The organism is Streptomyces sp. NPDC005761 (assembly GCF_040630635.1).
Classification (GTDB): Bacteria; Actinomycetota; Actinomycetes; order Streptomycetales; family Streptomycetaceae; genus Streptomyces.
The window spans coordinates 14,636-28,028 of record NZ_JBEXXX010000036.1 but is presented as its reverse complement, the minus strand read 5'-3'; the positions used below and the strand labels follow the sequence as shown (position 1 = coordinate 28,028).

General features: G+C 69.9%; 11 protein-coding genes. 7 read left to right on the top strand and 4 right to left on the bottom strand.

What is annotated here, in order from left to right; genetic code table 11:
• Window positions 1-15: 15 nt before the first annotated feature.
• The 3 genes from ctaD (at window position 16) to ABZ434_RS27065 (ending at window position 3,618) form a co-directional block, all read left to right on the top strand.
• The gene (ctaD, locus tag ABZ434_RS27075; RefSeq protein WP_359142046.1) at window positions 16-1,746 is read left to right on the top strand and encodes a cytochrome c oxidase subunit I; all 1,731 of its coding nucleotides are present in this window, start codon (window positions 16-18) and stop codon (window positions 1,744-1,746) included.
• A 74-nt stretch (window positions 1,747-1,820) separates the two neighbouring features.
• Window positions 1,821-2,120: a hypothetical protein gene (locus tag ABZ434_RS27070; protein WP_359142135.1), complete on the top strand. Its 300-nt coding sequence runs from the start codon at window positions 1,821-1,823 to the stop codon at window positions 2,118-2,120.
• Between the two features lie 133 nt (window positions 2,121-2,253).
• Window positions 2,254-3,618, top strand: coding sequence for an NAD(P)/FAD-dependent oxidoreductase (locus ABZ434_RS27065; protein WP_359142044.1), 1,365 nt, complete (start codon window positions 2,254-2,256; stop codon window positions 3,616-3,618).
• Between the two features lie 17 nt (window positions 3,619-3,635).
• Here ABZ434_RS27065 and rho read toward each other — a convergent pair whose 3' ends face one another.
• A complete protein-coding gene (gene rho, locus ABZ434_RS27060) occupies window positions 3,636-4,784 on the bottom strand; it encodes a transcription termination factor Rho (RefSeq protein ID WP_359142042.1) in 1,149 nt (382 codons plus the stop codon).
• Between the two features lie 370 nt (window positions 4,785-5,154).
• Here rho and ABZ434_RS27055 point away from each other — a divergent pair, with 370 nt between their 5' ends.
• Window positions 5,155-6,036: a GNAT family N-acetyltransferase gene (locus ABZ434_RS27055; RefSeq protein ID WP_359142040.1), complete on the top strand. Its 882-nt coding sequence runs from the start codon at window positions 5,155-5,157 to the stop codon at window positions 6,034-6,036.
• A gap of 6 nt (window positions 6,037-6,042) precedes the next feature.
• Here ABZ434_RS27055 and meaB read toward each other — a convergent pair whose 3' ends face one another.
• Genes meaB through mutA form a run of 3 tightly spaced genes read right to left on the bottom strand, consistent with a single transcriptional unit; the run spans window position 6,043 to window position 11,117 of the window.
• Window positions 6,043-7,047 (bottom strand): methylmalonyl Co-A mutase-associated GTPase MeaB, encoded by a 1,005-nt coding sequence (meaB, locus tag ABZ434_RS27050; protein ID WP_359142038.1) that lies wholly within the window; start codon window positions 7,045-7,047, stop codon window positions 6,043-6,045.
• Window positions 7,048-7,059: 12 nt separating this feature from the next.
• Window positions 7,060-9,261 carry a methylmalonyl-CoA mutase gene (scpA, locus tag ABZ434_RS27045; RefSeq protein WP_359142036.1) on the bottom strand — a complete coding sequence of 734 codons (2,202 nt, stop codon included), beginning with the start codon at window positions 9,259-9,261 and terminating at the stop codon, window positions 7,060-7,062.
• Window positions 9,261-11,117, bottom strand: coding sequence for a methylmalonyl-CoA mutase small subunit (gene mutA / locus ABZ434_RS27040; RefSeq protein ID WP_359142034.1), 1,857 nt, complete (start codon window positions 11,115-11,117; stop codon window positions 9,261-9,263). Before mutA ends, scpA begins: the two co-directional genes overlap by 1 nt.
• Before the next feature lie 317 nt (window positions 11,118-11,434).
• Between mutA and modA the strand changes: the two genes are divergently transcribed.
• The 3 genes from modA (at window position 11,435) to ABZ434_RS27025 (ending at window position 13,126) form a co-directional block, all read left to right on the top strand.
• Complete coding sequence (gene modA / locus ABZ434_RS27035) at window positions 11,435-12,235, top strand: molybdate ABC transporter substrate-binding protein (RefSeq protein WP_359142032.1); 801 nt, start codon at window positions 11,435-11,437, stop codon at window positions 12,233-12,235.
• Between the two features lie 100 nt (window positions 12,236-12,335).
• Window positions 12,336-12,764 carry a DUF6325 family protein gene (locus ABZ434_RS27030; protein ID WP_359142030.1) on the top strand — a complete coding sequence of 143 codons (429 nt, stop codon included), beginning with the start codon at window positions 12,336-12,338 and terminating at the stop codon, window positions 12,762-12,764.
• 53 nt (window positions 12,765-12,817) lie between these two features.
• Window positions 12,818-13,126, top strand: a complete 309-nt coding sequence (locus ABZ434_RS27025) for an SHOCT domain-containing protein (protein ID WP_359142029.1) — start codon at window positions 12,818-12,820, stop codon at window positions 13,124-13,126.
• The last annotated feature ends 267 nt before the right edge of the window (window positions 13,127-13,393 follow it).

Genomic DNA, 13,393 nt, shown 5'->3' with positions numbered 1-13,393 from the left:
CGAAGGAGCGTCCCAGTGACGACGACGGGCACAGCAGAGCCGACGGACGAAGAGGAGTCGTACGCCAACGAGCTTCCGGTACGCAGCAAGGAGCCGGGAAACGTCGTCGTCAAGTGGCTGACCACCACCGACCACAAGACGATCGGCTCGTTGTACCTGGTCACCTCGTTCGGGTTCTTCATCGTCGGCGGCCTGCTCGCGCTCGTCATGCGCGCCGAGCTGGCCCGTCCGGGCACCCAGCTCGTGTCGAACGAGCAGTTCAACCAGGCGTTCACCATCCACGGCACGATCATGCTGCTGATGTTCGCGACGCCGCTGTTCGCCGGATTCACCAACTGGATCATGCCGCTGCAGATCGGCGCGCCCGATGTGGCGTTCCCGCGGCTGAACATGTTCGCGTACTGGCTGTACCTCTTCGGCTCGCTCATCGTGGTGGCCGGATTCCTGACACCGAACGGTGCGGCCGACTTCGGCTGGTTCGCCTACACCCCGCTGACGGACGCCGTGCGCTCGCCGGGGATCGGCGGAGACATGTGGATCATGGGGCTGGCCTTCTCCGGCTTCGGCACGATCCTCGGTTCGGTCAACTTCATCACCACGATCGTCTGCATGCGCGCACCGGGCATGACGATGTTCCGCATGCCGATCTTCGTCTGGAACGTCCTGCTGACCGGCGTCCTGGTCCTGCTGGCCTTCCCGGTGCTTGCCGCGGCGCTCCTGGTGCTGGAGGCGGACCGGAAGTTCGGAGCCCACGTCTTCGACGCGGCCAACGGCGGCGCGCTCCTGTGGCAGCACCTCTTCTGGTTCTTCGGCCATCCGGAGGTGTACATCATCGCGCTCCCGTTCTTCGGGATCGTCACCGAGATCATCCCCGTCTTCAGCCGCAAACCGATCTTCGGCTACATCGGCCTGATCGGGGCGACGATCGCCATCGCCGGACTGTCCGCGACCGTGTGGGCGCACCACATGTACGTCACCGGAGGCGTGCTCCTGCCGTTCTTCTCCTTCATGACGTTCCTCATCGCGGTCCCCACCGGAGTGAAGTTCTTCAACTGGATCGGCACGATGTGGAGGGGCTCGCTGTCCTTCGAGACACCGATGCTCTGGTCCATCGGCTTCCTCGTCACGTTCCTCTTCGGCGGTCTGACCGGTGTCGTCCTGGCCTCGCCCCCGATGGACTTCCACGTCTCCGACTCGTACTTCGTGGTCGCGCACTTCCACTACGTCGTCTTCGGCACCGTGGTGTTCGCGATGTTCGCCGGATTCCACTTCTGGTGGCCGAAGTTCACCGGCAAGATGCTGGACGAGCGACTCGGGAAGATCACCTTCTGGACACTGTTCACCGGCTTCCACGGCACGTTCCTGGTGCAGCACTGGCTCGGTGCCGAGGGCATGCCGCGCCGCTACGCGGACTACCTCGCCAGTGACGGCTTCACCGCGCTGAACACGATCTCGACGATCTCCTCGTTCCTGCTCGGCCTGTCGATGCTGCCGTTCCTCTACAACGTGTGGAAGACCGCGAAGTACGGGAAGCCGGTCGAGGTCGACGACCCGTGGGGCTACGGCCGTTCGCTGGAGTGGGCGACATCCTGCCCGCCGCCGCGGCACAACTTCGTCACGCTGCCCCGGATCCGTTCCGAATCCCCGGCGTTCGACCTGCACCACCCGGCCGTGCGTGAGCTCGACGATGCCGCCAATCGCCACGACCGCTCCGTGACGGTGGCACCGGGGGACAAGCAGGAGTGAGCAGGACGGCCGGCGGAGAGGAGAAGCGGGTGGGTCCCGATCCCGAAAGGGACAGTGCGCGCGGACTGGCCCAGATGGAGGGCTATCTGCTGTGGAACGCCGAGGTCGAGGAGGCGCGTCGGCGCGCCCGGCACTTCACGGCCGAGCTGCCGTGGCTGACGACCGCCCAGCGCGAGGACGTGGAGCGGGTCTACACGGCCGACCGGGCCGCCGCCTCACGGGCGATGCTCGTACGGGTCTCGGTCCGGGCCGCCGAACTGCGCGGCGAGTACAGCGAGCGGTATCGCAGACTCCGGGCACGGTGCGTCGCCGCCGCAGTGGTCGCGAGTACGGCGGGAGGCGCGTGCACCGCCTGGACGTACCTGGCCAGATGACGCGCCGAGGTCGTCCGTTCTGCCCGCCCAGCAGGCGGACTCGCGCCCGTCTCGTAAAGATGAGAGGTGACGGGCGCGTGTGACGGGGCAGGCGAACGGATGACCGTGCAGACCCCGAGAAGGGACCAACACTGTGGCACGACCCAGGATTCTCGTTGTCGGAGCCGGATTTGCCGGGGTCGAGTGCGTGCGCCGTCTGGAACGCGGGCTCCGCCCGGGTGAAGCGGACATCGCGCTCGTCGCGCCGTTCTCGTACCAGCTCTACCTCCCCCTGCTGCCACAGGTGGCCTCCGGCGTCCTCACCCCGCAGTCGGTCGCGGTGTCCCTGCGAAGGAGCAGCCGGCACCGCACGCGCATCATTCCCGGCGGGGCCATCGGAGTGGACCCCAAGGCGAAGGTCTGCGTCATCCGTAAGATCACCGACGAGGTGGTGTACGAGCCGTACGACTACATCGTGCTCAGCCCGGGCAGCGTCACCCGCACCTTCGACATCCCCGGCCTGCTCGACAACGCCCGTGGCATGAAGACGCTGGCCGAGGCCGCCTACGTCAGGGATCACGTGATCGCCCAGCTCGACCTCGCGGACGCCAGCAGCGACGAGGCGGAGCGGGCCTCCCGCCTGCAGTTCGTCGTGGTCGGGGGCGGCTACGCGGGAACCGAGACGGCGGCCTGCCTCCAACGCCTCACCAGCAGTGCGGTGAGGCACTACCCCCGGCTCGACCCGAAGCTGATCAAGTGGCACCTGATCGACATCGCTCCGAAGCTGATGCCCGAGCTGGGCGACAAGCTCGGCGAGAGCGCGCTGAAGGTGCTGCGTGAACGTGGCATCGAGGTGTCGCTGGGAGTCTCCGTCGCCGAGGCGGGCGTCGACAAGGTGACGTTCACCGACGGCCGGGAACTGCCCTGCCGCACGCTGATCTGGACGGCCGGTGTCACAGCCAGCCCGCTCGTCACCACCTTCGACGCGGAGACGGTGCGCGGCAGGCTGGCGGTGACTCCGGAGATGACCCTGCCCGGCTACGACGGCATGTTCGCCCTCGGTGACGTGGCGGCCGTGCCGGACCTCGTCAAGGGCGACGGCGCGGTCTGCCCGCCCACCGCCCAGCACGCGATGCGCCAGGGCCGCAGGCTGGCCGACAACCTCCTGGCGACGCTCCGGCACCAGCCGCTGCGCCCGTACGTCCACAAGGACCTCGGACTCGTCGTGGACCTCGGCGGCAAGGACGCCGTCTCCAAGCCCCTCGGCATCGAGATGCACGGGATGACGGCGCAGGCCGTGGCCCGCGGCTACCACTGGTCGGCACTGCGGACCAATGTGGCCAAGGCCCGCGTCATGGCCAACTGGCTGATCAACGCGGCGGCGGGTGACGACTTCGTCCGTACCGGATTCCAGTCCCGCAAGCCCGCGACACTGCGGGACTTCGAGTACACGGACAGCTATCTCACTCCGGAGCAGGTCCGTGAGCACACCGCCTCCCTGAACGCCCGCCTGCAGTGACACGGCGCCGGGCTCCCTCAGGCTGACGGCACGGTGGTGCGGATCAGGCGCAGGAAGGCCGCGTTGTCCCCGGTGCTGCGGATCCGGCCCAGCAACGTCTCCAGAGAGGTCTGCGCGTCCCGGGAGTGAAGGGCCCGGCGCAGACCTCGTACGGCGGTCAACTCTTCCGGCTCCACCAGGAGTTCGTCGCGTCGGGTGCCGGAGGCGGCGATGTTCACCGCCGGGTGGATGCGCTTCTCGGCCAGTGAGCGGTCGAGCCGGAGTTCCATGTTGCCGGTGCCCTTCAGCTCCTCGAAGAAGTATTCGTCCGCCCGCGAGCCGGTGTCGACGAGCGCCGTGGCAAGAATGGTCAGGGAGCCGGCCTCCTCGGTGAGGCGGGCGGCACCGAAGAGCCGCTTGGGGCCGGTCAGCGCGGCAGCGTCCACACCGCCGCTGAGGGTGCGTCCGCCGTTGCCCGCGGCGTTGTTGTGGGCCCGGCAGAGCCTGGTGAGCGAGTCGAGCAGCATGACGACGTCGCGGCCCTGCTCGACGAGCCGCTTGGCGCGTTCGAGGGCCAGTTCGGCGAGGGCGATGTGTTCCCCGGCGGGCCGGTCGAACGTCGAGGCGTACACCTCGCCGCGCACCGAGCGGCGCATGTCGGTGACCTCCTCGGGGCGTTCGTCGAGGAGCACCACCATCAGATGGGCCTCGGGGTGGTTCTCGGCGACAGCGGCCGCGATCTGCTGGAGGAGGACCGTCTTGCCGGTCCTGGGCGGGGCGACGATGAGCCCTCGCTGGCCCTTGCCGACCGGGGCGACGAGATCGACGATGCGTGTCGAGGGGCCGCCGGACGGTGTTTCCAGACGCAGCCGCTGCCGGGGGTGCAGCGGGGTGAGGTCGCCGAAGCGCGGGCGGCCGCGCAGTGCCTGCGGGGGCAGCCCGTTGACGCGAGCGACGGCGCTCAGGGCACGGGGCCGCTCGCAGACACCCTCGACGGCGTCGCCCTTGCGCAGGCCGTACCGGCGGATGAGCGCCGCCGCGACCTGTACGTCGCCCGGGGCGGGGTGACCGCCTGCGGAGCGCAGGGAGCCCTGCCCCTGCTGCGTGATGTCGAGGATGCCGGCGGCGGACGCGGCGCCGGCCTGCCGGGTGGTGGTGGGTACGGGGTTCTCGAGTGTGGTGGTCATGCGGGTTGGTCCTTTCGCGGACATGCGAATGAAGGGGCCCGGCAGAGACAGGGGCGGAGCGAACACGCCCCGGAAGACGGGCAGGGAAGAGCGGCAGAAAGAGTTCGTGCCGGTCTGGAGAAGCAAGGTGATGAAGCCGGATCGCCGGTCGGAAAGGACGGGCGCAGCAGCTCGGTGAAGGTGAATCGGTACCGGAGCCTGAACAAGAGGCCCGCACATGTACCGATTGCAATGTAGCACGGCCGCCGGGTTCCGGTGGCCGATGTGGTGCGGCCTGCATTCGCGTCCGCGCTCGTAACCCCGTTGCGGTGGGGGAGTGGGGGTGGTTGGGTACTCCGGGCCATTCCCCCTCGCCGACTGCGGAGTCACCTTGCCGATCCAGCTCACCGCCTTGACCGATCCCGACCGCGGCGCCGCCGGCCACCGGCTGGTGTGGCTGGCGTCCGACGAGGCGGGAGTACCCGTCGGCTCGGCGTTCCTCCGGGTCTTCACCCGTGAGGGCCAGGACCACCTCGCCGAATTGGAACTCCATGTGCACCCGGCGGAACGCCGCAGGGGTACCGGCACCCAGCTGTTCGACGCTGTGGTCCGGGCGGCCCGGGAGCACGGACGGCGCTCCGTCGTCGCGCAGACCGAGGCAGGCACACCGGGTGATGAGTTCCTGCGTGCCAAGGGACTGCGCAGGGTCCTCACGCTGACCTACGCCCGGCTGCCGCTGAAAGCGGTCGACACGGCGGCGCTGACCGCCGTCACCCGGGAGCCGCATCCGGGCTACCGGCTGGAGTCCTGGGACGGCATCGTCCCGGGCCCGTTGGCACACACGTTCGCTGCGTCGCGCCGTGCCATGGACGACATGCCCATGGACGACACCGACTACGGAACCGTGCTCTGGGACGTCGACCGGGTCAGGGCCGTGGCCCGGGCCGTCACGGACCGCGGCGACCACCTGCACACGGTGGTCGCCGTCGACGAGGCCGACGGGTCGATAGCGGGCTTCACCGAACTCGTCGTGCCGGGCGACGGACAGGGCGACGGCCGGCACTACGGGACGGGCGTCCTGCCCGAGCACCGGGGCCACGGACTCGCCCGCTGGATGAAGGCCGCGGCCATCGCCGGCGCCCGCGAGCGCCATCCGGACCTGGGCGGCCTGCTCGCGGACACCGCCGACAGCAACACGTACATGCGCCGCATCAACGACGCGTTCGGGTACGAGCCGACGCACCGTTCGTTCGAGTACCAGCTGGACCTCTGAGGTCCGTCACGTCCGGTCGTCGGGCTCCGTCCCCCGGAAGACCCCCAGGATCTGTTCCGCGGCCAGTGTGGCGGGCAAGGAGCCTTCGCGTACGCGCAGTTCAAGCTCCGGTGCGAGAGCGCGTACGCCGGGATGGCTTCGCAGACTCTCCAGCAGCTCGTCGCGCACCATCGTCCACGTCCAGTCGACCTGCTGCTCGCGGCGCTTTGCCGCGAGCCGGCCGGTCGACTCCAGCAGTGTCCGGTGCTGCTCCAGCCGCTCCCACAAGGTGTCCAGACCGCTCGACTCACGGGCGCTGCACGTCAGCACCGGCGGGGTCCAGGCCGCGTCCGCCGGGTGCATCAGTCGCAGCGCGCCCGCCAGTTCACGCGCCGCGGACCGGGCGTCGCGCTCGTGCGGGCCGTCCGCCTTGTTCACCGCGATGGCGTCCGCCAGCTCCAGCACACCCTTCTTGATGCCCTGGAGCTGGTCTCCGGTGCGGGCCAGCGTCAGCAGCAGAAACGTGTCGACCATGTTGGCGACCGCGGTCTCCGACTGGCCGACGCCCACCGTCTCCACCAGCACGACGTCGTAGCCCGCCGCCTCCATCACCACCACGGACTCGCGGGTCGCCTTCGCCACTCCGCCGAGCGTGCCGGCGGTGGGGGAGGGCCGTACGAAAGCCGCCGGGTCCACCGCGAGCCGCTCCATCCTGGTCTTGTCGCCCAGGATGGAGCCGCCGGTGCGGCTGGATGAGGGGTCGACGGCGAGCACCGCGACCCGGTGCCCGAGCCCGGTGAGCATCGTGCCGAGCGCGTCGATGAACGTGGACTTGCCGACTCCGGGCACCCCGCTGATGCCGATGCGCCGGGCGTTGCCGGAGTGCGGCAGCAGCTCCCTCAGCAGCTGCTGGGCCAGTGCCCGGTGGTCGGGGCGGTTGGATTCGACGAGGGTGATGGCGCGTGCGATGTGGGCACGCTTCCCGTCGAGCACTCCCTTGACGTAGCTGTCGAGATCGATCGTCGGGGGCATGGGTTCAGCGGCTCACAGCTCGTGACCGAGGGTGGTGGCGAGCCGCTTCACCAGGTCGTGGGCGGCGTCCGGGATCACCGTTCCGGGCGGGAACACGGCTGCCGCGCCCATCCCCAGCAGTTCGGGGATGTCCTGGGGCGGGATGACTCCGCCCACCACGATCATGATGTCCTCGCGGCCCTCGGCCGCGAGTTCCGCGCGGAGCGCGGGTACGAGTGTGAGGTGGCCGGCGGCCAGTGAGGAGACGCCCACGATGTGCACGTCCGCCTCGACGGCCTGGCGGGCGACCTCGCCCGGCGTCTGGAACAGCGGGCCGACGTCCACGTCGAAGCCGAGGTCGGCGAAGGCGGTCGCGATCACCTTCTGGCCGCGGTCGTGCCCGTCCTGGCCCATCTTGGCGACCAGGATGCGCGGGCGCCGCCCCTCCGCCTCCTCGAACGCGTCGACCAGTGTGCGGGTGCGGTCCACGGACGGCGACTCCCCTGCCTCGTTGCGGTACACACCGGAGATCGTACGGATCTGGCCCGCGTGCCGGCCGAACACCTTCTCCAACGCGTCGGAGATCTCGCCCACCGTTGCCATCGCGCGCGCCGCGTCGACAGCCAGCGCCAGCAGATTGCCTTCCAGCCCGGGGCCCGGGGCCCGCCCGGCCGCCACCGTCAGCGCGCGCAGCGCGTCCTGGCAGGCCTGTTCGTCGCGTTCCTCGCGCAGACGCCGGAGCTTCTCCAGCTGCTGGGTGCGGACCGAGGAGTTGTCGACCTTGAGGACGTCGATCTTCTCGTCGGTCTCGACGCGGTACTTGTTGACGCCGATGACGGGCTGGCGTCCGGAGTCGATGCGGGCCTGGGTGCGGGCGGCGGCCTCCTCGATGCGGAGCTTGGGGATGCCGGCGTCGATGGCCTTGGCCATGCCGCCGGCGGCTTCGACCTCTTCGATGTGCTGCCAGGCCCGCCGTGCCAGGTCGTACGTCAGCTTCTCCACGTAGGCGCTGCCGCCCCAGGGGTCGATGACCCGGCCCGTTCCGGACTCCTGCTGGAGCAGGAGCTGGGTGTTGCGGGCGATGCGGGCGGAGAAGTCGGTGGGCAGGGCCAGTGCTTCGTCCAGGGCGTTGGTGTGCAGCGACTGGGTGTGGCCCTGGGTCGCGGCCATGGCCTCGACACAGGTGCGCGTGACGTTGTTGAACACGTCCTGCGCGGTCAGCGACCACCCGGAGGTCTGCGAATGCGTGCGCAGGGACAGGGACTTGGCGTTCTTCGGTTCGAACTCCTTGACGAGCTTGGCCCACAGCAGCCGGGCGGCGCGCAGCTTGGCGATCTCCATGAAGAAGTTCATGCCGATCGCCCAGAAGAACGACAGACGGGGTGCGAACGCGTCGACGTCCAGGCCGGCGTCGCGTCCGGCGCGCAGATATTCGACTCCGTCGGCCAGGGTGTAGGCCAGCTCCAGGTCGGCCGTGGCTCCGGCTTCCTGGATGTGGTAGCCGGAGATGGAGATCGAGTTGTAGCGCGGCATCTTCTGGGAGGTGTACGAGAAGATGTCGGAGATGATCCGCATCGAGGGCTTCGGCGGATAGATGTAGGTGTTGCGGACCATGAACTCCTTCAGAATGTCGTTCTGAATGGTCCCGGCCAGCTTCTCGGGGGCGACGCCCTGTTCCTCGGCGGCCACGATGTACAGCGCGAGGACGGGCAGGACGGCGCCGTTCATCGTCATCGACACGGACATCCTGTCCAGCGGGATGCCGTCGAACAGCTGGCGCATGTCGTAAATGGAGTCGATCGCGACACCGGCCATGCCGACGTCACCGGTCACCCGTGGGTGGTCGCTGTCGTAGCCGCGGTGGGTCGGCAGGTCGAAGGCGACCGACAGGCCCTTCTGCCCGGCCGCCAGGTTGCGGCGGTAGAAGGCGTTGGACTCCTCGGCGGTGGAGAACCCGGCGTACTGCCGGATCGTCCAGGGCTGGTTGACGTACATCGTCGGGTACGGACCGCGCAGGTACGGAGCCATCCCCGGACGCGTGTCCAGGAAGTCCAGACCCTCCAGGTCCTGCCCGGTGTACAGCGGCTTGACCGCGATGCCCTCCGGGGTCTCCCACAGCAGGTCGCCGTCGGAGGACCCGGAGGACTCCTTGACCGCGGCACGCCACTGCTCCTCGGTCACCTCGGCGCCGCCGCCCGGCCCGAGCTCGATGTCGGAGAAATCGGGGATCCGCATTACGCCACACCCATACGGTCGAGAACGGAGGAGAGCACGGCCACCACGTCACACCCGGCGAAGACGTACTCGTCCACACCCGGGTACGCGGCGGGCCGGCCCGCCAGATACACCCGCTGCGCACCGGCGGCGACCAGCGCCTCGGCGATCGTGCCCGCGTGTTCGGCGTAGAGCGCGTCGCTGGAACACAGACACACCACGTCCGTTTCCGCGGCGGCGAGGGCCGCCGCGGCCGATGAAACGTCCACCTGTACCGGCTCGTGGACGGCTTCGATGCCGCCTGCCTGGAACAGGTTCGCCGCGAACGAGGCCCGCGCGGTGTGCGCCGCGGCGGGACCGAGCGCGGCGAGGAACACGCGCGGCCGGGCGCCGGTCGCCGCGAGATGGGCGTCCGAGCGCGCGCGCAGCGCCTCGAAGGCCTCGTCGCGGCGGACCACCGGAAGCCCGCCGTGCGACGCGTCCTGCGGCAACGGTTCGCGCTCCACCGCGCGCTCCGCGAGCTGCGGGAATTCGCTGACGCCGGTGATCGGCTCCTTGCGCCTCGCCAGGTCCTTGCTGCGCGCGGCCCAGGTCGCCGCGATCCGCTCCGCGACCATGCCCGAGCCCAGCGCCGTGGCGTGACCGCCGGCCCGCTCGATCTCCTGGAAGAAGGTCCAGGCGGCGTCCGCGAGTTCGTCCGTCAGCCGCTCCACGTACCAGGAACCGCCCGCCGGGTCGATGACCCGGGCCAGGTGGGACTCCTCCAGCAGGATCGTCGAGGTGTTGCGGGCGATGCGCCGGGCGAACGCGTCGGGCAGCCCCAGCGCATGGTCGAAGGGCAGCACGGTCACGGCATCCGCGCCACCGACCCCCGCGCCCAGACAGGCCAGCGTGGTCCGCAGCATGTTCACCCATGGATCGCGCCGGGTCATCATCACCGGGGATGTCACCGCGTGCTGGCGCTGGGCCCCGGCCTCCGGCGCCCCGCAGGCCTCGGCGACCCGGGCCCACAGGCGGCGTGCGGCCCGCAGCTTGGCGATCGTCAGGAACTGGTCGGCGGTGGCCGCGTACCGGAACTCCAGCTGGGCGCAGGCCTCCTCGACCCCGAGCCCGGCGTCGGTCAGCGCCCGCAGGTAGGCGACGCCGGTGGCCAGCGAGCTGCCCAGCTCCTGGGCGGCCGAGCCGCCGGCCTCGTGGTAGGGCAGCGCGTCGACGGTCAGCGCGCGCAGCCCGGGGAACCCGGCCGCGCAGTGCTCGGCCCAGTGGACGGCGGATGCCAGGTCCGCCTCGTCGCCGTGGCGGGCGGCCTGACCCAGCGGGTCGGCCCCGAGGCTGCCGCGCACCGCGTCCGCCGGTACGCCACGCTCCGCGACGATTCGGAGCAACTCCGTCGCCGCGGCGTGCAGTTCGTCCCCGGCGTCGAGCACGATGGGTGCCAGGTCGAGGTGGACGCCTTCCAGCGCACGGGCCAGACCGGAGACCGGCACGCCACCGGCGCCCCCCACGGTCAGCCACAACGAGGTGGTGCCGTTCTCCAGGTCCTGGAGCACGGCCTCGTTGAGCCGGACGGGATCCGTCGACGCGTGGCGCTGCCGTACGCCCCAGCCACCCACCGCACTGCCGTGCGGTGTGCTGCCGCGGGTGAAGGGGGCGAAGCCCGGGAGACCGGCATCGGGCGCGTCGTCGCGCGAGGTGTAGAGGGGACGAGTGATGAGCCCGTCCTCCACCGTGGTGGACAGTGCTTCCTCGGCGGCCGAACCCGAAACGTCCTTGCCCGACTTGCGCAGCACACCTTCGACGAGGCTCTGCCACTGCTCGTGGGCGGGATCAGGGAATTCGGCGGCCAACGAAAGCCCGTCAGCAGGCTGGACCGTCATGCCCAGATGCTAGGACAGCTCCCGGACAGGCAGCAGAGGCTCGACCTGTGACCTTGCCCTCTCCCCGCGCACTTGATCCTTTACGTACGGTCGCGTAACCGGCCAGGCCGGCGCACGCTTGGTGGTTCCTCCATGGTGGTTGGCATTTGCTCCATGCATCGGCGAATGACATTGCAGATGCTAGATGGCACCGAATATTGTGTGGCATATGCGGCCGTAGGTGAGGAGGGGGTGCGGCTCTTGGCCCCACACGTGCGACGGCCGCTTCGACGACGTTCCCGATGTCCGCGCAGTACGTCCGAAGGAGTCCCGCTCAGATGGCACTCACCCCCGCCCGACGCCGTGCCGCCGCCGCCGCCGCGGCCGTGACCGCCGCCCTGCTGGTGCCGCTCGCCGCCTGTGGCAGTGACGACGCGGCGGAGGGTGCCGACGGGAGCGCGGGAGGTCCGCCGAAGGTGAAACTGACCGTTTTGGCCGCAGCCTCGCTCACCGACGTGTTCCGGACCGCCGGCGTCGCGTACGAGAAGTCGCACCCCGGGACGGACGTGACCTTCTCCTTCGCGGGCTCGCAGCAGCTTGCCGCGCAGGTGAAGCAGGGGGCGCCCGCCGACGCGCTGGTCACCGCGGACACCAGGACGATGGATGGGCTCGAGGGCGAGACCGGCACCCCGACGGTCATCGCCGGGAACCGTCTCGTCATTGCCACGGGTGAGGGTAATCCGGAGAGGATCCGGAGTTTGAAGGACCTGACGGACACCCGGCTGAAGGTCGTCCTTGCCGCTCCCGAGGTGCCGGTCGGCCGCTACAGCAAGCAGGTGCTCGACGCCCAGAAGCTCACGGTCGAGCCGGTTTCCGAGGAGCCCGACGTCCGGGCGGTCCTCAGCAAGGTCGAACTCGGTGAGGCCGACGCCGGCATCGTCTACCGGACGGACGCGGCCACGGCCACGGACAAGGTGGACGCGGTGGACATCCCCGACGGGCAGAACGCCCTCGCCTCCTACCCGGCTGCCACACTCAAGAGCTCCGGCAACAGCCGGGCGGCGGCCGCGTTCGTCGAGTGGCTGACCACCCCCGAAGCCCGGAGGATCCTCACGAAGGCCGGTTTCCAGCAGCCGTAACCCCTGCGCCTCCTTCAGTCGGTTCTCAATTGCCACAGTGCGGCAGTAAATGTCCGAAGTTATGCTGCTGGCAATTCATCCTTCCGGAGAGGACACGCCCGTGGCTGTGGGACCTGTGGAGTACCTCGTCGTCGCCTTCCCCGGCAGCCGGTTCACCGGAGCCATCGCACCGGCGCTCGCCGAAGCGGTGGCGTCGAAGGCGGTGCGCATCATTGACCTCACCTTCGTGTACCGGTCCGAGGACGGTGCGATCGAGATCCTCGAACTGGACGACCTCGACCCGGACGACCTCGTCTCCTTCCAGCCGGTCGAAGGAGAGGTCGGCGGCATGCTGAACAGTGACGACATCAGGACCCTCGGGGAGAGCGTGCCGCCGGGCAGTTCCGCGGCGCTGATCGTGTGGGAGGACCTCTGGGCGCTGCCCCTCACCGAGGCGGTCCGCGCTTCGGGTGGTCAGCTCGTCGCCCATGAGCGGATTCCCGCAGAGGTCGCGGAGGCCGCAGTGGCGGCCGCCGCTTCCGCACGCTGACAACGCACCGCATCGGAAAGGCGTACGACATGCCGATCTTTCGAGGACCTGGAATGAACCGCCGCGGGCCCGGTCTGCTCGGGGCTGCCGCGCGCACGGCCGTCGTCGCGGGGACCGCCTCGGCGGTCAGCGGCCGCGTCCAGCGACGTCAGCAGGCGAGGTTCGCCGAGGACGACGCCGAGCAGATGGCCGACGAGCAGATGCGTCAGCAGATGCAGATGCAGGCGTCCGGGCAGCAGGCCGCCCAGCCGCCCGCCGACGATCTGATCAGCCGGCTGGAACGGCTGGCCGAGCTGAAGAAGCAGGGCATCCTGACCGATGCCGAGTTCGAGTCCCAGAAGGCAAAGCTCCTCGCGGAGTGATGCTCGCCGGGCGGGCTGCCTGCCCCGCCCGGAAACGGTGATGCGAACGTGATTCTCCCCGGTCGCGTTCTTCCCGCCGATTCCTCCCCGCCGCCGAGCCGAACGTGCCGCGCCGCATGAATACCCGGGATTGCGGCGACGGATTCCCCGCAGCGCGTCGGTGCGGCCCCGTTTCCCCTGCTGACGGCAGGACCGCAGGGCGTCCGCCGGGCCCGGCCCGCATCCTCGTACGGAGGGGCGGCGATCAGGCCGGATGCCTTGTGCGCC

Excerpts from the sequence above, each read along its gene's own strand:
- ABZ434_RS27070 (WP_359142135.1), top strand. The coding sequence starts at position 1,821 with ATGGAGGGCTATCTGCTGTGGAACGCCGAGGTCGAGGAGGCGCGTCGG.
- rho (WP_359142042.1), bottom strand. The coding sequence starts at position 4,784 with ATGACCACCACACTCGAGAACCCCGTACCCACCACCACCCGGCAGGCC.
- meaB (WP_359142038.1), bottom strand. The coding sequence starts at position 7,047 with ATGCCCCCGACGATCGATCTCGACAGCTACGTCAAGGGAGTGCTCGAC.
- scpA (WP_359142036.1), bottom strand. The coding sequence starts at position 9,261 with ATGCGGATCCCCGATTTCTCCGACATCGAGCTCGGGCCGGGCGGCGGC.
- mutA (WP_359142034.1), bottom strand. The coding sequence starts at position 11,117 with ATGACGGTCCAGCCTGCTGACGGGCTTTCGTTGGCCGCCGAATTCCCT.
- modA (WP_359142032.1), top strand. The coding sequence starts at position 11,435 with ATGGCACTCACCCCCGCCCGACGCCGTGCCGCCGCCGCCGCCGCGGCC.
- ABZ434_RS27025 (WP_359142029.1), top strand. The coding sequence starts at position 12,818 with ATGAACCGCCGCGGGCCCGGTCTGCTCGGGGCTGCCGCGCGCACGGCC.